The organism is Mesorhizobium sp. B2-5-7, assembly GCF_006440875.1.
Taxonomy (GTDB): domain Bacteria; phylum Pseudomonadota; class Alphaproteobacteria; order Rhizobiales; family Rhizobiaceae; genus Mesorhizobium; species Mesorhizobium australicum.
The window spans coordinates 23,825-42,944 of record NZ_VFUO01000009.1; the positions used below are offsets into that span (position 1 = coordinate 23,825).

Annotated in this window: 22 protein-coding genes; 5 read left to right on the top strand and 17 right to left on the bottom strand. The window is 62.4% G+C overall.

Annotation, left to right across the window (positions count from 1 at the left end):
- Window positions 1–10: 10 nt before the first annotated feature.
- The 6 genes from FJ543_RS28770 to FJ543_RS31635 form a co-directional block, all read right to left on the bottom strand.
- Entirely contained in the window at window positions 11–2,119 is a 2,109-nt protein-coding gene (locus FJ543_RS28770; protein WP_140878573.1) for a molybdopterin oxidoreductase family protein, read from the bottom strand.
- Between the two features lie 82 nt (window positions 2,120–2,201).
- Window positions 2,202–4,079 (bottom strand): ABC-F family ATP-binding cassette domain-containing protein, encoded by a 1,878-nt coding sequence (locus tag FJ543_RS28775; RefSeq protein ID WP_140878575.1) that lies wholly within the window; start codon window positions 4,077–4,079, stop codon window positions 2,202–2,204.
- A 133-nt stretch (window positions 4,080–4,212) separates the two neighbouring features.
- The gene (locus tag FJ543_RS28780) at window positions 4,213–4,665 is read right to left on the bottom strand and encodes a MucR family transcriptional regulator (RefSeq protein ID WP_140664810.1); all 453 of its coding nucleotides are present in this window, start codon (window positions 4,663–4,665) and stop codon (window positions 4,213–4,215) included.
- Between the two features lie 161 nt (window positions 4,666–4,826).
- The gene (locus FJ543_RS28785; protein ID WP_015318460.1) at window positions 4,827–5,030 is read right to left on the bottom strand and encodes a hypothetical protein; all 204 of its coding nucleotides are present in this window, start codon (window positions 5,028–5,030) and stop codon (window positions 4,827–4,829) included.
- Window positions 5,023–5,949: a DMT family transporter gene (locus FJ543_RS28790; RefSeq protein ID WP_140878577.1), complete on the bottom strand. Its 927-nt coding sequence runs from the start codon at window positions 5,947–5,949 to the stop codon at window positions 5,023–5,025. The genes FJ543_RS28785 and FJ543_RS28790 overlap by 8 nt, the downstream gene beginning before the upstream one ends.
- 45 nt (window positions 5,950–5,994) lie before the next feature.
- Window positions 5,995–6,828 (bottom strand): hypothetical protein, encoded by an 834-nt coding sequence (locus FJ543_RS31635; protein ID WP_181174108.1) that lies wholly within the window; start codon window positions 6,826–6,828, stop codon window positions 5,995–5,997.
- Window positions 6,829–6,938: 110 nt separating this feature from the next.
- On the opposite strand from FJ543_RS31635, the gene FJ543_RS28805 reads away from it, so the two are divergent.
- Window positions 6,939–7,898 (top strand): LysR substrate-binding domain-containing protein, encoded by a 960-nt coding sequence (locus FJ543_RS28805; protein ID WP_015318463.1) that lies wholly within the window; start codon window positions 6,939–6,941, stop codon window positions 7,896–7,898.
- A 60-nt stretch (window positions 7,899–7,958) separates the two neighbouring features.
- Here FJ543_RS28805 and FJ543_RS28810 read toward each other — a convergent pair whose 3' ends face one another.
- Window positions 7,959–8,471: a DinB family protein gene (locus FJ543_RS28810; RefSeq protein WP_015318464.1), complete on the bottom strand. Its 513-nt coding sequence runs from the start codon at window positions 8,469–8,471 to the stop codon at window positions 7,959–7,961.
- A 64-nt stretch (window positions 8,472–8,535) separates the two neighbouring features.
- On the opposite strand from FJ543_RS28810, the gene FJ543_RS28815 reads away from it, so the two are divergent.
- A complete protein-coding gene (locus FJ543_RS28815; protein WP_140878579.1) occupies window positions 8,536–9,228 on the top strand; it encodes a glutathione S-transferase family protein in 693 nt (230 codons plus the stop codon).
- Between the two features lie 85 nt (window positions 9,229–9,313).
- On the opposite strand, the gene FJ543_RS28820 is transcribed toward FJ543_RS28815, so the two are convergent.
- Window positions 9,314–9,586: a DUF2934 domain-containing protein gene (locus FJ543_RS28820; protein ID WP_140878581.1), complete on the bottom strand. Its 273-nt coding sequence runs from the start codon at window positions 9,584–9,586 to the stop codon at window positions 9,314–9,316.
- A 258-nt stretch (window positions 9,587–9,844) separates the two neighbouring features.
- On the opposite strand from FJ543_RS28820, the gene ndk reads away from it, so the two are divergent.
- The gene (gene ndk, locus FJ543_RS28825) at window positions 9,845–10,267 is read left to right on the top strand and encodes a nucleoside-diphosphate kinase (protein WP_140878583.1); all 423 of its coding nucleotides are present in this window, start codon (window positions 9,845–9,847) and stop codon (window positions 10,265–10,267) included.
- Between the two features lie 62 nt (window positions 10,268–10,329).
- Here ndk and FJ543_RS28830 read toward each other — a convergent pair whose 3' ends face one another.
- The 6 genes from FJ543_RS28830 to FJ543_RS28855 form a co-directional block, all read right to left on the bottom strand.
- Window positions 10,330–10,515 carry an alpha/beta hydrolase gene (locus FJ543_RS28830; protein ID WP_140790588.1) on the bottom strand — a complete coding sequence of 62 codons (186 nt, stop codon included), beginning with the start codon at window positions 10,513–10,515 and terminating at the stop codon, window positions 10,330–10,332.
- Between the two features lie 4 nt (window positions 10,516–10,519).
- Window positions 10,520–11,002: a molybdenum cofactor biosynthesis protein MoaE gene (locus tag FJ543_RS28835; protein ID WP_140878585.1), complete on the bottom strand. Its 483-nt coding sequence runs from the start codon at window positions 11,000–11,002 to the stop codon at window positions 10,520–10,522.
- Between the two features lie 5 nt (window positions 11,003–11,007).
- A complete protein-coding gene (gene moaD / locus FJ543_RS28840) occupies window positions 11,008–11,265 on the bottom strand; it encodes a molybdopterin converting factor subunit 1 (protein ID WP_140878587.1) in 258 nt (85 codons plus the stop codon).
- Between the two features lies 1 nt (window position 11,266).
- On the bottom strand, window positions 11,267–11,863 hold the full coding sequence (gene pgsA / locus FJ543_RS28845; RefSeq protein ID WP_023773423.1) for a CDP-diacylglycerol--glycerol-3-phosphate 3-phosphatidyltransferase: 597 nt from the start codon (window positions 11,861–11,863) through the stop codon (window positions 11,267–11,269).
- Window positions 11,864–11,961: 98 nt separating this feature from the next.
- Window positions 11,962–14,046: an excinuclease ABC subunit UvrC gene (uvrC, locus tag FJ543_RS28850; protein ID WP_140878589.1), complete on the bottom strand. Its 2,085-nt coding sequence runs from the start codon at window positions 14,044–14,046 to the stop codon at window positions 11,962–11,964.
- Window positions 14,043–14,807: an SDR family oxidoreductase gene (locus tag FJ543_RS28855; protein ID WP_140878591.1), complete on the bottom strand. Its 765-nt coding sequence runs from the start codon at window positions 14,805–14,807 to the stop codon at window positions 14,043–14,045. The genes uvrC and FJ543_RS28855 overlap by 4 nt, the downstream gene beginning before the upstream one ends.
- A gap of 412 nt (window positions 14,808–15,219) precedes the next feature.
- Here FJ543_RS28855 and FJ543_RS28860 point away from each other — a divergent pair, with 412 nt between their 5' ends.
- On the top strand, window positions 15,220–15,876 hold the full coding sequence (locus FJ543_RS28860) for an outer membrane protein (protein ID WP_140717897.1): 657 nt from the start codon (window positions 15,220–15,222) through the stop codon (window positions 15,874–15,876).
- Window positions 15,877–15,937: 61 nt separating this feature from the next.
- Here the strand turns inward: FJ543_RS28860 and FJ543_RS28865 are convergent, their stop codons facing one another.
- Complete coding sequence (locus FJ543_RS28865; protein WP_140823718.1) at window positions 15,938–16,534, bottom strand: glutathione S-transferase family protein; 597 nt, start codon at window positions 16,532–16,534, stop codon at window positions 15,938–15,940.
- Between the two features lie 434 nt (window positions 16,535–16,968).
- Complete coding sequence (locus FJ543_RS28870; RefSeq protein WP_181166385.1) at window positions 16,969–17,358, bottom strand: hypothetical protein; 390 nt, start codon at window positions 17,356–17,358, stop codon at window positions 16,969–16,971.
- Between the two features lie 634 nt (window positions 17,359–17,992).
- Here FJ543_RS28870 and FJ543_RS28875 point away from each other — a divergent pair.
- On the top strand, window positions 17,993–18,304 hold the full coding sequence (locus FJ543_RS28875) for a transcriptional regulator (protein WP_140726323.1): 312 nt from the start codon (window positions 17,993–17,995) through the stop codon (window positions 18,302–18,304).
- A gap of 241 nt (window positions 18,305–18,545) precedes the next feature.
- Here the strand turns inward: FJ543_RS28875 and FJ543_RS28885 are convergent, their stop codons facing one another.
- The gene (locus FJ543_RS28885) at window positions 18,546–18,998 is read right to left on the bottom strand and encodes a hypothetical protein (RefSeq protein WP_015318477.1); all 453 of its coding nucleotides are present in this window, start codon (window positions 18,996–18,998) and stop codon (window positions 18,546–18,548) included.
- Window positions 18,999–19,120: the final 122 nt, after the last annotated feature.

Sequence of the window (19,120 nt, forward strand, 5' to 3'; positions counted from 1 at the left end):
TCCGCTCGGCTCAATCTGCCTTGCGCAGCCAGACCTTGTTGTCGTGAAAGGCAGCGCCGCCATAGGGTGCGGGGGCATCGGCGCCGGTCAGCACATTGATGCCCTCGCCGCGCTCATGCGCGCTGTTCGGCCAGATACCTTCGGCGATCACGACGCCGCGCTTGATGCCGCCGAACAATCTGGCGTGCAGCACCACCTCGCCGCGCATGTTGCCGATCTCGACACGGTCGCCCTCGGCCAGCCCTAGAGCCGCCGCGTCATCGGGATGCAGCAGGAGTTCCGGGCGGCCCTCCTTGGCCTTCGACACCGGTGTTTCGGAAAAGGTCGAGTTGAGGAAGTTGCGCGCCGGCGAGGTCGTCAGCCGGAACGGATGGGCTTCGTCAGCCACCTCGATCAGGTCGACATGGTCGGGAAATTCGGGCAATCGCGCCACCGGACCGAACAGGCCCATGCTCTTCGGCGGCCGGTTCGGAGCCGCCTGCCCGGTCCAGTCGGCGCGAAAACGGAATTTCCCATCCGCATGGCCAAAGCCCCGGATGAAATGCGCCGTGTCGAAATCCGGCTGCAGATCAATCCACTTCTGCTCTTCCAAGCTGGCGAAGCTGCCCAACCCGCGCTTGCCAAGGATGATGTCGATATGCTGCTGCTCGGTCAGCCCGAAGCCCGGCCTGTCGGCGACACCAAGGCGCCCGGCCAGCTGCTCGATGACGAAATGGTTGGTGCGCGGCCCTTCCGGCGGTTCGATCAGCTTGGGGCCGAGCGTGATGTGCTGGTTGCCGCCGCCCTTGTAGATGTCGTCATGCTCGACGAACATCGTCGCCGGCAGCACGACGTCGGCCAGCTTGGCCGTGTCGGTCATGAACTGCTCGTGCACGCAGGTGAACAAATCATCTCGCAGGAAGCCCTGCTTCACCAGCCGCTGCTCGGGCGCGACATTCACCGGATTGGTGTTCTGGATCAGCATCGCCGTCACCGAGGGCCCGCCATAAAGCGCGTCACTGGCGCCGGTCAGCACCGGGCCGATGCGCGAATGGTCGAGATAGCGGATCGAGGGATCGCGCATGCGCGTGCCCTCAAGCACCTCCTGGTTGAGCTTGAAGATGCCGGAATTGGAATGGAAGGCGCCGCCGCCCTCATACTGCCAGGCGCCGGTGACGGCGGCGATGCATGCCGCGGCATGCATGTTGACGGCGCCGTTGCGCTGGCGGGCAAAGCCGTAGCCTAGGCGAAAATAGGTCTTTTTCGTCGCGCCGACGAGGCGCGCGAAGGTCTCGATCTCGGCGACCGTCAAACCAGTGATATCAGCCGCCCATTCCGGCGTGCGGGTAACGAGATGCGCCTCCAGGCCCGTCGGATCGTCCGTATATTTCCGCAGATAGGCGCGGTCGGCCAGGCCCTCGCGAAACAGGACGTGCATGACGGCACAAGCGAGTGCGCCGTCGGTGCCGGGCTTCAGGACCAGACCGATGTCGGCCTGCTTCATCGTCGCATTCTCATAGACGTCGATGACCACGATCTTCGCGCCGCGTTCCTTGCGCGCCTTGATGGCGTGGGTCATCACATTGACCTGCGTGACCACGGCGTTGGTGCCCCAGATCACCACGCAGTCGGATTTCGCCATCTCCCGCGGGTCCGGTCCGCGCAGCGCGCCTGCCCCCATCATCCAGCCGGTCCAGGCGAGATTGGTGCAGATCGAGCCGAAGAAGCCCGAGTATTTTTTCGCGTGGCGCAACCTCTCGATGCCGTCGCGCTGCACCAGCCCCATCGTGCCGGCATAGTAATAGGGCCAGACCGTCTCCGAGCCGTACTTCGCTTCGGCCGCGTCGAATTTCTCGGCGACGAGATCGAGAGCGGCCTCCCAGCTAGATTCCTGCCAGACGCCCTCGCCCTTGGCGCCCTTGCGCACCAACGGCTTCAGCAGACGATCGGGGTGATGGACGCGGTCGGCATAGCGGGCGACCTTGGCGCAGACGACGCCCGATGTGTAGCTGTTGGCCTTGGCGCCATGGACCCGGCCGATGCGGTTGCCGTCGAGCAATTCGACCTCGAGAGCACAGGTCGACGGGCAATCATGCGGACAGGCCGAATGGCCGATGCGGAGGTTGGGGTGCTGGTTCATGGCCCCTGTTTAGCGGGTTTCGGGAGTGGCGTGTAGGGCCAGATAATCAGCCAATCTCCCCCTCGTCGGGAGATTACGCATCCTACTCCGCCGTGCCTTCCTCATATTCGGCCGACATGGTCAGCCATTTTTCCTCGTGGCCTGCCAGCGTCTGCGCAAGCTGCGAGCGCTCCTTGGCGAGCCGCGTCGCGGTCGAGGGATCCTTTTCATAGACCGCCGGATTGGACAGCTCGTCCTCGATGCCGTCGATGCGTTTGCGGATGCGATCCATCAGCGCCTCGGTGGCGCGGATTTCCTTGGCCAGCGGTTCGAAAGCGGCACGGCGAGCGGCCGCGTCGCGGCGACGGTCGGCTTTTGACGCCTTGTCCGCTTCGCGCTTGCCACGGCGGTCGCCGGAGACGCCGGTGACCAGCGTCTTGTAGTCCTCCAGGTCGCCGTCATAGGGATTGACCGCACCGTCCTTGACCAGCCACAGCCGGTCGGCGGTCGCTTCCAGAAGATGGCGGTCGTGCGAGATCAGGATAACGGCGCCGGGAAATTCGTTCAGCGCATGGATCAGCGATTCGCGGCTGTCGATGTCGAGATGGTTGGTCGGTTCGTCGAGGATGAACAGGTTCGGGCCCTCGAAGGCAGACAGGCCCATCAGAAGGCGCGCCTTCTCGCCACCGGACAGGTCCTTGGCGGGCGTATTCATTTTCTCCGTCGTGAGGCCGAACTGGGCGACCCGGCCGCGCACTTTCGATTCCGGCGCCTCCGGCATCAGCCGGCGGACGTGCTCATAGGCATTTTCCTCAGGACGCAGATCGTCGAGCTGGTGCTGGGCGAAGATCGCCACCTTCAAACCCGGCGCCACCGTCATGGTGCCGGTTTCCTGCTTCAGACGACCCGACAGAAGTTTGGCGAAGGTCGACTTGCCGTTGCCATTGGCACCGAGCAGCGCGATGCGGTCGTCGGCATCGATGCGCAGCGTCATCTTCTTCAGGATCGGCTGACCCTCGGTGTAGCCGACATTGACGTTGTTCAGCGCCACGATCGGCGAAGCCACGGTCTTCACAGGCTCGGGGAAAGAGAACGGCCGTACCGTGTCGTTGACGATGGCCGAGATCGGCTTCATCTTTTCCAGCGCCTTGATGCGCGACTGTGCCTGCCTTGCCTTGGAGGCCTTTGCGCGAAAACGCTCGACGAAGGATTCCATATGCTTGCGGGCGGCTTCCTGCTTGACCCTGCCCTTTTCCTGCAATTCCTTCTGCTCGGTATACTGGCGCTCGAACTGGTCGTAGCCGCCGCGCCAGAACGTCAGCTTCTTCTGGTCGAGATGAACGATCGAATTGACGGCACGGTTGAGCAGATCTCGGTCGTGCGAAATCAGAAGCACCGTGTGCGGATACTTTGAAACATAGTTCTCAAGCCACAACGTCCCTTCAAGGTCGAGATAGTTGGTCGGCTCGTCGAGCAGCAGAAGGTCGGGCTCTGAAAACAGCACGGCGGCCAACGCAACGCGCATGCGCCAGCCGCCGGAGAAGGACGAGGCCGGACGGCGCTGCGCGGCGTCGTCGAAGCCTAGGCCGGCCAGGATGGTGGCCGCGCGAGACTCGGCCGAATGGGCGTCGATATCGGCCAGCCGCATGTGGATGTCGGCGATGCGGTGCGGATCGGTGGCGGTCTTTTCCTCTTCGAGGAGCGCGGAACGTTCGAGGTCGGCCTTGAGCACGATCTCGATCAGCGGGTCCTCGGTGCCGGGCGCTTCCTGCGCCACCTGACCGATCCGCGTATTCTTCGGCAGGCTGATCGAACCCGTCTCGGAGGGGAAATCGCCTGTTATGGCCTTGAACAGCGTCGTCTTGCCGGTCCCGTTGCGGCCGACAAGGCCGGCCTTGGTGCCGGCCGGCAGGGTGAGCGAGGCGTGGTCGAGAAGCAGGCGCCCCGCCATGCGGAGCGAGAGGTCGTTGATGATAAGCATGGCCGCGCTTTTGCACCGGACATCAACGCTTCGCAAGACCTTGCGGGCCAGTTGGCCGCACAAGGCCTGGAAACGGCGCCCACAACCGCGCCGTCAGAGCCGCGACAGCGCCCGCCGTGCAGTCGGCAAGGCCTCAGGCAGCCGCCCTGCCGCGCTTTGTCGTCTTGGCCACGACTGCCGGCGCAGCGGCCGGCTTGCGGCCAAGTCCCGTCGACTTCGCCAACGCCGACCGGGTCGCGGAGTAATTCGGCGCGACCATCGGGTAGTCCGGCGGCAAGCCCCATTTGGCGCGATAGTCGTCAGGGCTCAAGCCGTAGTCCGTCCTGAGATGTCGCTTGAGCGACTTGAACTTCTTTCCGTCCTCCAGGCAGATGATGTAGTCGGGAAACACCGACCTTTTCGGATTTACGGCCGGAACAAGGCTCGGGCTTTCCACGACAGCCGCACCAGCCAGCTTTCGGACCGAGGCGCTGACGCTGGCAATCAAGTCAGGCAGGCCCGAAGCCGGGAGCGGATTGTTGCCTACATAAGCCGAGACAATATCGGCGGTTAGCTCGATAACGATCTTATCCTCGATATTTGACAATTCTTTCACCCTATTTGCGACAAAGTCGTCTACCCCAGTGAAGACTTTTGTCGATGTATCTCTTTAACCGTGCCCCCAACGGACCCGCCAAGTCCCAAAACGAATCAAGACTTGGCGCCAACTACTTTTATGGGAAATCGACCTCGTGCAAATTAGAAAATCTAATACTTGGATACGGCAGACTTGGTTGAACGGCTGTCAGCCAATATCTCAAGAATACGCTTCCAGCGGGCACAACGCCCGAAATCCTTCTGCTCGATCGCCTTTTCGGCCTTCATCGCGGCGTAAAGTGGTGCCTCGGCGCCAAATTCCTTGATCAGCCAATGCGCTTCCTGCCTGGCGAGACGTTCATTGTCGTCAAACATAATTTTCCGCCTCCGAACGTTCCAGTCCGACCGCGATGCAACTGCCTATGACAAGGACGGCTCCGGCAATGGCTGTCGTCGTCAACCGTTCGCCGGACAAGGTCAGCAGCAATGTCGAAGCGATCGGCGTGAGATAGGCAATGACAGCCACCTTCCCGCTGCCTCCCAGTTTCAGGGCCCGCGACCAGAAGTAATAACCAAGCCCCATGGGGCCGGCACCGAGATAGAGCCCGAGGGCCAGATCCACGCCGGTGGGCCAGGCTACGCCTTCGCGAACGGACCATATAAGCGTCAAGGCGACGCCAACCAGCGACGATGGCAGCAACAGGCGGTCCGGCGAAGGGGCGAGCCGTCCCACCATCACCGAATAGAAAGCCATGCACAGCGCGGACCCGAATGCGCACAGATAGCCGGCGAGATCACCCTGAAACCAGGTGCGGTCGCGGCCTCCCGAAATCACCAGCGCGACGCCCACGAACCCAAGGGCCGCTGCAAGACCCAGCAAAGCCGGACGCCGGGGATTTTCGAAGGCGATCACGGCCGCGGCAACCATCAAGGGCCAGGTGTAGGCCACGAGATTGGCTTCGATCACCGGCATCGAGGCGAAGGCGATATATTGCAGCACCATGGTGCCGACCAGACCGATGAAGCCGACCGCGAGCGGCACCAGCGCGGTGCTCGCCGTGATTGCCGTGGCTTTCTCCCGGCTCATCAACCGGATGGCCGCGAAGACCAGCGTGGCCCCTACAAATTGCAGGAACTGCACCTGCGACACCGGGTGACTGGCCAGCAGGGATTTGCCGACCAGCGCATTTGTCGACCACAACGCCACCGCGCCGGTGGCGAAGACCAGCGCGGACATCGAGCCTGATCCATGCCGAAAGAAGCGCCATGGGGCTCTATCTCTGCGTTCGACCATGATCCTGTCCGAAAACCGGCTCCCTTTTTTCCGGATCATGGATCGTTACCATGATTCCCTGGCCCCACCCGGAACCGGTGCTTCGGCCGGGGCCGGCGTCGGATGTTCCGCCTCGAACCGGCGATAGGCCGGCAGCTGATTGGTCCACACGTCCTCGGCCAGTTCATTGACCCATTCGCGGTCGTGATCGTTGTCGGCGGCAAGGTAAAACATCCTGTTGTCGTCGACATAGGGCTTGGCCACGGAGCGCTGGTTGAGCACCAGGGTGACGCGTTCGCCGAACTGGATCGGCGCCGTGCGGTGCAGGACGCCGAGGAACTGCCCGAGCGTCGCATATCTCATCTTGTGATCGATGCGCATGATACGGTTGCGCGGAATCTCGCGGCCGGATTCGAGAATGGCGCGGCCGGTCTCGGAATCATCGCAATAGATTTCGAGATGGCCGCCGACCAGCGGATCGCTGATCGACAGCGGAATGAGTTCGGTGACCGGAACGCCGTCGCAATGCCATTCGACGGCGCCATCCCTGGGATTCATGAAGGTAACGGTCGAACCGACGATCGACAGCGGATAGGGTTCCAGCTTCGTGCCCATCATGTCGGACAGGCGCTCCAGGCGCAACTTGTCGTTCAGCAACTCCTTGATTTCAGGTATGAAACGGTCGGCGCCGGTGATGAAGGTCAGATCGAGATGCTTGTGCACGGCATGGCTGGCCTTGAGCTTCAGGGCGGCCTCCTCGATCGCGGCAAGCAGTTCCGGATCATAGCCATGCAGATACTGCGCAACGCCGAAGCTCGACACCTTCCAGGCGGTTTCGTGGCCGATAATGGCCTCGCGGCTCATCGCATAGCGCAATTCGGGTATCGTATGTGCGTTCATTGTACTTCTCCAAGTGGGGGCAAACACTTGGCTAACAGTCGATTAAATTAGCTCCCCCTGTAAAATTAGGAATGCTAGTGCTACCGTAAGCCAAGCTTAAGGTCGAAACCGTGCGTCTGCTCAGTCAGGTCAACCTCAATTCGCTGAAAATCGTGGAGAGTGCTGCGAGGCACGGCAATTTCACGCGTGCCGGAGAAGAACAGTTCATCACCGCATCGGCGGTCAGCCAGCGCGTCAAGAGCCTGGAGGACCAGCTGCGTTTCAAGATTTTCCAACGCGGCGGCAATGCGGTATCGCTGACACCGGAGGGCGAGACCTATGTCTCGCGCGTTCGCGAGGCGCTGGAGCGTATCGTCGCCGCCAGCATGGAAGCGACCGGGCAATCACAGGAACATGTGCTGAAAATATCCGTGCTGCCGACATTTGCCGCGCGCTGGCTGTTTCCGCGCCTGCCGCTGTTCCAGCAGCAACATCCCGATATCGTGATGCGGGTTTCGACCTCGTACGCGACGCATGAGTTCACGACTTCCGAATTCGATCTGGAAATCCGCTATGGCGACGGCCATTTCAACGGACTGCCGTCCGACCTGCTGTTTCGGGAAGACCTGACCCCGGTGTGCAACCGCAAATTGTTCCATGAGGTTCTCGGCGACAAGCCGGTATCAAAGGTGACGCCGGACGACCTCAAGCACTTCACGCTGCTGCATTCCGACACCTGCACCCAGAACTGGCAATCCTGGCTTGGTTTCGCCGGGGCCAGTTTTGTGCTCAGCGAGACCAAAAGCATCTATTTCGACTCTTGCATGATGTCCTACGAGGCGGCCAATGCCGGAATGGGTTTTGCCGTCGCCAATCGTGCCTATATGGCCAGCGACATCCGCGCCGAGAGGTTGGTCGCTCCCTTTGCCGTCCACCATCCGAACACGGCCGGCTGGTATTTCGTCTCGCCCCACAAGAGCCTTGCCGCGCGCAAGGTGCTGCGGTTCAAGCAATGGGTGATGGCGGAAGCGGCTCTGACACAGAGCCAATTGGATGGCGAAGTCACCGGCCTGGCTTCGGCGGCTGTGTGAAAATGCGGCGATAGTCCGCGCCAACCGTTCGCCATCGAATTTAGAACGAAACCATCTGGATCAGGCGAAAGCCCTGCCTTCCTCGGTGCGCTGGAAATGCGCCAGATCCAGCGGCACCGACGGGCGACCCAGGACCGTCAGGATCATATGCGCCTGGCCGCGGTGGTGGGTCTGGTGGTTGAAGACATGAGCCAGCGCGGGCGCCAGGCGTTGCGAGACGGTGCGCATGTCCGATACGGTCATATAGGTGAAACGACCCGACAGCGCCTTGTCGCTCAAGCCGCCGAGCCAGTCGATAATCCGCCGGTCCTCGGCCTCGCGCGCTGTCCTCAGGACAGGCAAGGCCCGGTACAATATAGCGTCCAATGTCGTCGGCGCGGCGCCTTCGCCGGTGAAGCGCTTCATCCAGATGCGATCGGCGGCGAGCAGGTGGTTGAGCGTGCCCATCAGCGAGCCGAAGAAGGCGCCGACGTCGCGATTGAATTCCTCGTCGTTGAGATCGTCGGCGGCATCGTAGATGCGGCCATTGGCCCATTGATTGTATGCCGCAAACATCATGAAGTGCTGTTTCATTTTTTCCCGCCGGTCCGTTTCGGGTGTCGGGAGCGATACCTAGACCGCAAAGGAACCCGCGCCAATGACCATTCTGCTTTACGAACTCGTCGGGCGTGACGAGGGCCGCCCGTTCAGTCCACATTGCTGGAAGGCAACAATGGCGCTGGCCCACAAGGGGCTCGAAATGTCGACCGCGCCGACGCGTTTTCTCGAAGTGCCCGCCGTTGAGGGCGGCGTTTCGAAAACCGTTCCGGTGATCCGCGACGGCGACAAGGTCGTCACCGATTCCTTTGCCATCGCGCTCTATCTCGAGGAGGCCTATCCGGATCGGCCTAGCCTGTTTGGCGGCGAAGGCGGCAAGGCGATGGCGCGCTTCATCGAGCGCTGGTCGCAATCGACGATCCACCCTTACGTCACCACGGCGGCGCTCGTCGACCTTCATGCCATGCAAGACGAACTGAATGGCTCGTATTTCCGCCAGAGCCGGGAGCAGCGCTTCGGCAAGCGCCTGGAGGACGTCGTCGCCGCACGCGACGCCGGCCTGGCAACCTTCCGGGCGGCACTGGAGCCGCTGCGCTCCATGTTGAGCTACCAGCCATTCATCGGCGGCGCCTCGCCGCTATTTGCCGACTATATCGTCTTCGGCGCATTGCAATGGGCGCGCATCGCATCGCCGTACAAGTTGCTCGAAGACAGCGACGTGGTGGCGCAGTGGTTCACCCGCTGCCTCGACCTGCATGGCGGGCTTGGACGAAAGGTTGCGGCGGCGGCGTGACGCCGCAAAGGCCTTCTATCCGCAGGGCAGCTCGAGCCCGTCAGCCTGTTGCGAAATCAGGGGCCGAACAGCTGACTTTACTTCTTTACTTTGCCGCCTTCTTTGGCTTGCTGGCTTTCGGCTTGCCGGCTTTGGCGACGAGCTTTTCTTGCTTGGGCGCGGCTTTTGCCTTGCTGGCGTCAGGTGCCTTCTTGGCCGGCTTCTTGCCCACCGTCGGCTTCCCCGCATCCTCCCGGTCGACGTCGGCCGCCGCCTGATGCCAATGGCGTTCGTGCTGACCGGCCGGGTGCCCTTCTTCCTGCCAGATCTGATGTGCACGGTTGCGAATGCGCTCCTGACGATCGTCTGTCATGGTCATGTTGTCTCCATTCGGGCCGACTTCAGCGCGGCGCCGACAGGGCGACTATAGCAAGCAAACCGTTGCTGTGCAGCCGTCTGATGCCGCCGGCCGACAGGATCAGCTACGGAAGCACCGACCATTCCGGCCCTGCGCTGTCGCTCCGGGCGTTCGCTTGGCGGACCACGCCTCACCCCTCTCCTCAGCCCTCTTGGCAATCAGCCGGGCGGCTTGTATAGAGCCCGCCACTCTCAATTCGAATTCAGACAAGGACGACCCATGGCGCTCGAACGCACTTTTTCCATGATCAAGCCGGACGCAACGCGGCGCAATCTCACCGGCGCCATCACCAGGATGCTGGAAGAGGCCGGCCTGCGCGTTATCGCCTCGCGCCGGGTGTGGATGAGCCGCCGCGAGGCGGAGGGCTTCTACGCCGTCCACAAGGACCGCCCGTTCTTCGGCGAGCTGGTGGACTCCATGTCCTCGGGCCCGACCGTCGTGCAGGTGCTGGAAGGTGAGAACGCCATCGCCAGGAACCGCGAAGTGATGGGCGCCACCAATCCGGCCAACGCCGCCGAAGACACCATCCGCAAGGTGCATGCGCTCTCGATCGGTGAGAATTCGGTGCACGGCTCGGATGCGCCGGAAACGGCCGCGCAGGAGATCAAGTACTGGTTCTCGGATACCGAAATCGTCGGCTGAGCCGACACTGCACGTCCATGCGAGAAGGCCGGTGTTTCGCCGGCCTTTTTCTTTGCTGGCGCTCAACTCTCGCGCACGAATCGCAGCACATCGGCATGCAGCCGATCCATATGGGTGTACATGAGGCCATGCGGCGCGCCCTCGTAAACGAGGAAACGGCAGTCCGGAATGAGCCTGGCGGACGGAATGCCCGTCAGCTCGATGGGCGCCGAGCGGTCGCGGTTGCCATGGACGAGCAAGGTCGGCACGGTATTATTCGGATGGCGGCCGCTTCCAGCGCTGGGCTGCCTGGGCATCGGTTCCCTTGGCCTCGACCCAGCCGCCCTCGGAGCCGTCGGTGCGATGTTCCTTCTTCCAGAAGGGTGCACGCGACTTGAGATAGTCCATGAGGAAGTCCGCCGCCTCGAACGCCGCCTGGCGGTGCGCGGAAGCGGCTACCACCAGCACGATGTTCTCTCCCGGCGCGATCTTGCCATGGCGATGGATGACGGTGAGGCCTTGCAGCGGCCAGCGCTCGCTGGCTTCGGTTGCGATGCGGCCGATCTCGGCTTCAGCCATGCCCGGATAGTGCTCGAGTTCGAGTGCCGAGAGCGCGCCCTGCTCGTCGCGGCACAGGCCTGAGAAGGTGACCACCGCGCCAATGTCGACGCGGCCTTGCGTCAGTGCGGCGATCTCGGCGGCGACGTCGAAATCCTGGCGCTGAATGCGCACCGTCGCTGCCAGGACGGCCGACATGACTGTCAGCCCCCGGTCATCGGCGGGAACAGCGCGATTTCGCGCGCGCCCGATATCTTCTCGCGGTGGTCGACATGTTCCTGGTCGATGGCAACGCGGATCACGTCGGGATACTGCAACGCGCGTTCGTACCCTTCGCCGCGCGACCGCAGCCAGCGCAAGAGGTCGGCGACCGTCTCTATGACGGCCGGCAGTTCGACATCTTCTTCCGGCGTGCCGATCCGTTCGCGAACCCAGGCAAAGTAGATGAGACGGGTCGTCATCTCACTCGTCCATGATGTGCTTGAGGCCGGCGCGGAAATAGTCGTAGCCGGTGTAGAGCGTCACGAGGGCCGCGATCCACAGCAGCACGAGACCGGTCTGCGTTGTCAGCGGGAAGACCTTGTCGCCGGCCGGCCCCGCCAGCAGGAAAGCGATGGCGACCATCTGGATGGTGGTCTTCCACTTGGCGAGCTGCGTCACCGGCACCGAGACCTTGAGTGCCGCCAGATATTCGCGCAGGCCAGAAACCAGGATTTCGCGGCACAGGATGATGATGGCCGCCCACAGCGACCAGCCGGCGATGCCGGCATGGCGGTCGGTGTCGGCAGCAAGCAGCAAGAGGCACGTGGCGACCAGCAGCTTGTCGGCGATCGGATCGAGCATCTTACCGATGTTGGAGGTCTGCTGCCAGGCACGCGCAAAATAGCCATCGAAATAATCGGTAACGGACGCCAGCAGGAAAATGACCAGCGCCGACCAGCGAGCGAAGTCGCTCGATTTCAGATGGCCTTCGAGAAAAAAACACAACACGACCAGCGGCACCGCGACGATACGGGCGTAGGTCAGTATATTAGGCAGGTTGAACGCGCGCTGGGCCATGTCTGGTGGACTCTTTCTGCCTGCGTACTCAAATCAGAAGCTGTTGTAGGGGGTCAACAGGCCAGATTCGACTGGCCAGCTGAAAGTGGCGGATTTTTTCAACTTTCGTGGAAATGATTGTAGACCAATTTGGCGACCTGCTCGGAAATGCCGTCGACTTTTCTCAGATCCTCGATCGCGGCGCGGCTGACCGCCTTGGCGGTTCCGAATGCCAGCAGCAGGGCGCGCTTGCGGCCGGGGCCGATGCCGGCGATTTCATCGAGCGGGCTCTTGACCATCTCCTTCTTGCGGCGGGCCCGGTGCGAGCCGATGGCGAAGCGGTGGACCTCGTCGCGCAGCCGCTGGACGAAATAGAGCACGGGGTCGCGAACCGGCAATGAAAACGAGTCCCTGCCCCTGACGAAAAAACGCTCGCGGCCGGCATCGCGGTCCTGCCCCTTGGCGATGCCGATGGCGACGACCCGGTCCTCGATGCCGAGATCCGACAGGATCTTGCGCACCGCCGTCATCTGGCCCTGGCCGCCATCGATCAGGATGACGTCCGGCCATGCCGGGAAGCTGCCGGAAATGTCGTCCTCGATATCATCGCCCGCCTCGGCCGCCATCGCCTCGCCCGCTGCCGCATCCTCAGCCGCGGCGACATCGCCATGCTCCTTGAGCAGCCGCGAAAAACGCCGCTCCATCACTTCGCGCATCATGCCGAAATCGTCGCCCGGCGTGATCTCGGTCGAGCGGATGTTGAATTTTCTGTACTGGTTTTTCACAAAGCCTTCCGGGCCGGCGACGACCATGGCGCCGACCGCGTTGGTGCCCATGATGTGCGAATTGTCGTAAACCTCGATGCGCACCGGCGGCTTGGCGAGGCCGAAGGTCTCGGCGAAACCGGCAAGCAACCGCGCTTGCGTCGAGGTTTCGGCCAGCCGACGGCCGAGTGCCTCACGCGCATTCTGCAGGGCGTTGTCGGTCAGGTCCTTCTTCTCGCCGCGCTGCGGCACGGAAATCGCCACCTTGCGGCCGGCGCGGGTCGAGAGCGCCTCGGCCAGCAGTTCCTGGTCCTCGACGGTCTGCGACAAGAGAATGGCACGCGGTGTCGGCTTGTCGTCATAGAACTGCGCCAGGAACGAGCCCAGCACTTCCGATCCCTCCAGCGCCGGATCGGCCTTCGGGAAATAGGCACGGTTGCCCCAGTTCTGGCCGGTGCGGAAGAAAAACACCTGGATGCAGACCTGGCCGCCTTCCTGGTGGATGGCGAACACATCGGCCTCGTCGACGGTCGCCGGGTTGATGCCCTGATGGCTTTGCACGTGCGACAGGGCCGCCAGTCGGTCGCGATAGATGGCGGCGCGCTCGAAATCGAGGTCTTGCGAAGCCTGCTGCATGGCGGCCGAAATCTCGGTCTTCACCTTCTGGCTGCGGCCGGACAAAAAGTCCTTCGCTTCGGCGACCAACTCGGCATAACCCTCATGCGAAATTTCGCCGGTGCACGGACCCGCGCAGCGCTTGATCTGGTAGAGCAGGCATGGCCGCGTGCGGTTCTCGTAGAAAGAATTGGTGCAGCTTCTGAGCAGGAAGGCGCGCTGCAGGGAATTGATGGTGCGGCCGACGGCACCGGCCGAGGCAAAGGGGCCGAAATAGTCGCCCTTGCGCGACCGCGCGCCGCGATGCTTGTAAATGCCGGGCGAGACATGGTCGCCGGTCAAAAGGATATACGGGAACGACTTGTCGTCCCGCATCAGCACATTGAATCGCGGCCGCAAACGCTTGATGAGATTGGCTTCGAGCAGCAGCGCCTCGATCTCGGTGCGGGTGACGACGAATTCCATCGTCGACGTCTCGCGCACCATGCGGCCGATGCGGCTGGTGTGGAATCTGCCTTGCGCGTAGTTGGTGACACGCTTCTTCAGGCTGCGCGCCTTGCCGACGTAGAGCACGTCGCCGGCGGCGTTCATCATCCGGTAGACGCCGGGCGCATTGGGCAGCCGCTTGACCAGCGTCTGGATCACCTCGGCGCCGACCATGCCTTCGGCGTCGCCCGCATGCGGCGTCCAGTCGATGGCCGTGAAGGCGACATCCGGGCCAACCGGTTCGACGATCTCCTCCAGCGCCTCGTCCTCGAGGTCGATTTCGGGAGGAAGATCATCAGCGCCGCCGCGCGCCTTGTTCTTGTGATCCAAAGGACTCATTCCGCCATGCCTGTCACATCGGGCGTCTGCCATGCAAGATGCTGGCCGCCGTCGAGCGCGATCATCTGACCGGTGACCGAGCGCGCCTGCCAGAGATAGCGGATGGTGGCGCCGAATTCCGGCAATTCCGGGCCGCGCCTCAGAATAAGGCCAGCGACCTGCGCGTCAAAATCCGAATCGTCCTGGCGCACGTTCTTCAGCGTCGGGCCTGGCCCGATCGCATTGACGCGGATGCGCGGCCCGAGCGCCTGGGCCAACATCTGCGTCTGCGTCCACAATGCCGATTTCGATAGCGCGTAGGAAAAATAGCGCGGCGTCGGCCGCCAGACGCGCTGGTCGATGATGTTGACGATCAGCCCGTCCTGCCCTTCCGGCAAGGAACGGGCGAAGTTCTGCGCCAACAGCGCCGGGGTTTTCAGGTGAATGGCAAAATGGCGGTCCCAGGCGCGCCAGTCGAAATCCTCAACGGAATCATCGACGAAGAGCGAAGCATTGTTGACCAGCAGCGAGATTGGGCCCAGCGCGGCCTCCGCCTGGCCGACAAGGTCGCCGACGGCATCCATGTCGGTCAGGTCGGCCGCAACCACGGCGGCACGCCCGCCCGACCGGTTGATCCCCGCGGCCAGCGCATCCGCCGCATCGTGCGAGCGATTGGAATGGATGGCGACCGCAAAGCCATGGCTGGCAAGGTCCTCGACAATCGCCTTGCCGATCCGTTTCGCCCCACCGGTCACCAGCGCCACGGCAGTGGCTTTGCTCATATGTGTCAATCCTCAATTTCGGCCCGAAAACGCGACGCCGACGAAATATGGCCCGGCATGCGTTAAACGGCGTTCGCACCTGGGGCAACATTGTGGCGAAGTGCCCAGTTCGACGTGCCGGGCCCTCTTGGACTCGCAACCGCCGGACCGCAATATAGGTCGCTGGAGTCCTTGCACCAAGCCGCGTGCAGCGCAGCACGAACTTGCTGCTGACATTTCGCTGTTGCGAAGATGCAACGTCAAGGTTCTGCCTCATTCGCGCCGGGGAATGACCCAAGTTCAGGTTCGGTTCAGCCGCATTTTGACACGACATTTGGAACCGACGAACGCCAGATCCGTTTCACCCCCCGGACGGGTCGATGGCGATCGTGAGAAACAAGCCTGTGTCCTGTGGCTTAAGGAGTAAAGAACAATGCAAGCCAATCTCAAATTCGCACGGCCGCTGGCTGTTGCGCTCGGGCTCTTCGCCCTCGGTGGTACCGCTTATGCCGCGGACGTCGTTTCGGAAGAGCCGCCGGCACCCGCTCCGGTTGCCGAACTTCCGGTCGCCTCGTGGGCCGGTCCCTATGCCGGTATCAACCTTGGCTACGGCTTCGGCGGCAAGACCAAGGAAAAGGATTTCGGCGTTTCGACCGATACCAAGGGTTTTGTCGGCAGTGTCTTCGGCGGCTATCAGTGGCAGCAGGAGAACTTCGTGTACGGCGGTGAAGCCGAACTCGGCTACAACGGCGTCAAGGGTGACGACAACGGCATCCACTCCAAGGGCGGCATCGAAGGCTCGCTGCGTGCCCGTCTCGGCTACGCCGTGACCCCGGAAATCCTGCTCTATGGCACCGGCGGTCTCGCCGGCAGAAGCCTGAAGGTGGAAGACTCGGTCATTCCTGCCAGCGACACCGCAACCATGCTCGGCTGGACCGCTGGCGTCGGCACCGACATCAAGCTGACCGACAATGTCTTCGGCCGCGTCGAGTATCGCTACACCGACTTCGGCAGCAAGAGCTTCGACGGTATCGGAAAGGTCAAGGCGACGGACAACCGCGTCACCTTCGGCCTCGGTATGAAGTTCTAAGTCGTTCAAGCCACGACACGAAAAGCCGGGCCTCGCGCCCGGCTTTTTTTGTGCCGGTCGCTCAGGCCGGAACCGCGGACTTCAGCTCTGGGAATTTTTCGTCGAAACGCGCCGCCCAGCGGGTCAACCGGCCGCGCCCCTTCTCCCACCGACCGCCAAAGCGGAGCGAGAGATAGCCGAGGCAGGCACGCAATGCCAACTGACCGGCCGTGATCTTCTTCGGCAGCTTTGGCGGATTGGCGTTGAGCAGATCGAGTGCCGCCATGATCTTCGCCCACTGCCGGTCGAGCCAGGGCTGATAGACCATCTCTTCAGGCCGGGTGCGGCGTTCGTAGACCATCGACAGCGCGCAATCGCAGATACCGTCCGCCAGCGCCTCCAGCACTTCCGCTTCCAGACGCTTGTCGGGATTGCGTGGAAACAAGGCGTTCTTCGAAATCCGGTTGAGGTGCTGGGTAATGGCGCGGCTGTCGTGAACCGAACGGCCATCGTCGAGCACCAGCACCGGGATCTTGCCGAGCGGATTGGCGCCGATCAGTTCGGCCGGCCTGTCCTCGGTCTTGACCGGCACCTCATCAAGGGCGATCCCGGCATAGGCCGCTGCCATCCTTACCTTGGAGCTGTAGGGAGAGGCGGACGCGTAGAGCAGCTTCGGCATGATCGGTTTCCTGTTTGCAAACATCCAGTGTTGACCGCAGGACTGTCGCGATCAATTGCCAGAGTGCAAAAAAACAGCGGCCAGAAACCGGCTGCGGTTTCCGCCCTGGCATCACGACAAGCCTGATACCGGTACTCTGGAAAGTATCAGCAGGCCACCACAAAAAGCCGCCCGATTCGAACGTGCGCCCACACTTTTCCGGCACCCATGCTTCGCAGGCGCTAAGCGTCACGCCGATACATTCGCCAACCACCGCGAGGAGCAAAAAAGTTGGGCGAGCGAGGCAGCCAACCGGCGCCTCGCTTTGCTTGCCCCTCGGCCCCTTCCCGACGCTCAGCCCAGAGGGCTGAACCCGTTGCCGAACATGCTCCGATCCAGAGCGTCAGAGCGTCCTTGCCGGATCCCGAAGGACACGCGACGCCCCAACGATCCGTCTACTTCTTGACCGGAGTCTTCGCCTTCGCAGGCGCTGCCTTTGCCTTCGGCGCTGGGGCTTTCTTCACCGCCGGCTTGGTCGCGGCGGCGGCTGCTTTGGCAGCTGGCTTGGCCGCCGGCTTCTTGGCCGGTGCCGCTTTTGCTGCCGGCCTCGCCGCGGCTTTCGCGGGAGCCGCCTTCTTGGCAGCGGGTTTGGCTGTGGGTTTGGCCGTCGCCTTGGCAGCAGGCTTCTTGGCCGGCGCCGCTTTCGCCGCCGGCTTCGCCGCCGCTTTCGCGGGCGCCGCCTTCTTCACTGCCGGCTTCGCGACAGCCTTGGCCGCCGCCGGTTTCTTGGCCGGCGCCTTCGCTGCCGGCTTTGCCGCCGCCTTGGCAGGCGCTGCTTTCTTCACTGCTGTTGCGGCCTTCGCCGCGACTGCTTTTGCGGGTGCTTTCTTTGCCGGTGCCTTGGATGCCGGCGCTTTAGATGACTGCTTAGCCATGTCATGCCCCTTCACGTTATGCCGATGGCCGTGAATGACCCCGGCGCGCAATGCATATCTGACTCGCGTCTCGCTAGCCAGCGAAGCAATGGTATGATTTTCTCAACTTAAATTTTAGTTGCGATCCACACACAATCACACTCATCATCGCAAAAATCCGCTGCTGATCTTCTGACGTCGCCAGCAAATCGATACCGGCGTTCCCGATGCGATCTCGCCATCAAGATCCGAAGATTAGCGAGCGGCTTCACGCGTGATCCTTGGCCGTGAACATCATAACCCGCCGCGTCATCGAAGCGATCATCTTTTGCAGGCGCGCGGTTCGCGCGGATCACGAGCGCGATGCGACGGTCGATCTGAAGATCACCTTGTCAAGCATGGCTTGAGCACCGGCTTCCCGATTGACAGAATACTCTGTAGAACAGAGTATTCTGCATGAGATGCGATTGCGCCGTCGGTTTCGGCCATACAGAAGCAAATGGCACCGCAAAATCGCCAAGCCATATGGCGACAACCCAAGGCTTTGCCGCATTGGAGCCTGTTGATGAGCGCCGATGACATCATCCACCAGAGTACACGGCTCAGGATCATGGCCGTCCTGAACACGCTGGAAAGGCGCGAGACCCTGGAGTTCGTCCAGTTGAAAGCCATGATCGAAGTCACCGACGGCAATCTCGGAGCACATCTCGATACGCTGGCCAGAGCTGGCTATGTCGATATTGAAAAGCTTTTCGTCGGACGCCGGCCGCAGACACGGATCAGGGTCACGACGGCCGGGCGGCGGGCGTTTCGCGGTCACATTGCCTTTCTTCGCAAGATCATCGATCAGGCAGAGGCAACGCGTCGCAGAAAATAGCAAAGCGACGAGCCTTGGTTCACCGCCTCACGATACGGCGAGCCGCCCGTCGACAGTTCGACGGCGGCGGAATTGCCGCGTGTTTCGACAAGGAGCGCGTTGTCATCACGGCTGATAGCCGAGACAGATGGCGCCGAGCGCGACGACGGCGCAGGCGCCGACCCGCCGGGGCGTCAGCGTCTCGCCTGCGCCCCCTTCAGGCCGCAGGCGCGAAAAAGATCGGAAGGAGAACGAGGTGCGTTCAGCGCAGGACGCGGCAACGGCCGTTATAGACCATCCAGCGATCGAAGCCCGAGACGCAGAACTCGACATTGTCGCCGATGGAGGCAAAGCCCTGGCCTTCCTCGATCAGATAGAAGATCGACCGGTCCCGGCCATCCGACAGGCTGACGGTTGCCCGGCAATAGTGACGACCGATCGGCCATTCCTCGCTCGCCTGCTGATAACGGTGCTGGCGAATGTCGCGAAAATCGGTGATGGCGACGTCGGGCAGATGAGGCACGTGATGCACCTGGTAGGAGAACCGATGCGTGATCTTGCTCAGCACCCATGTCTCGCCACAGATGCTGCCATCGTCCTCAGTATAGACGCCGAGGTCGGCCGCCTGGACCGCCCGGGTGACACCGAGAGGCGCGGCAAGGGGCGTGCAGAGCGAAATCAGGGCAGCAAGTGCGGATTTGGCGAAGCGAGTCATGGCAGCCTCTCAAGGTCGATTGCGCGCACTGTGCGGATTCGCTCGGCGGCGGTCAAGCGGTTGCCGAAACAATGGTTTCCAGAAACCGGCGCCGCGGGTAACGGCTATTCCCCAAGGACTGA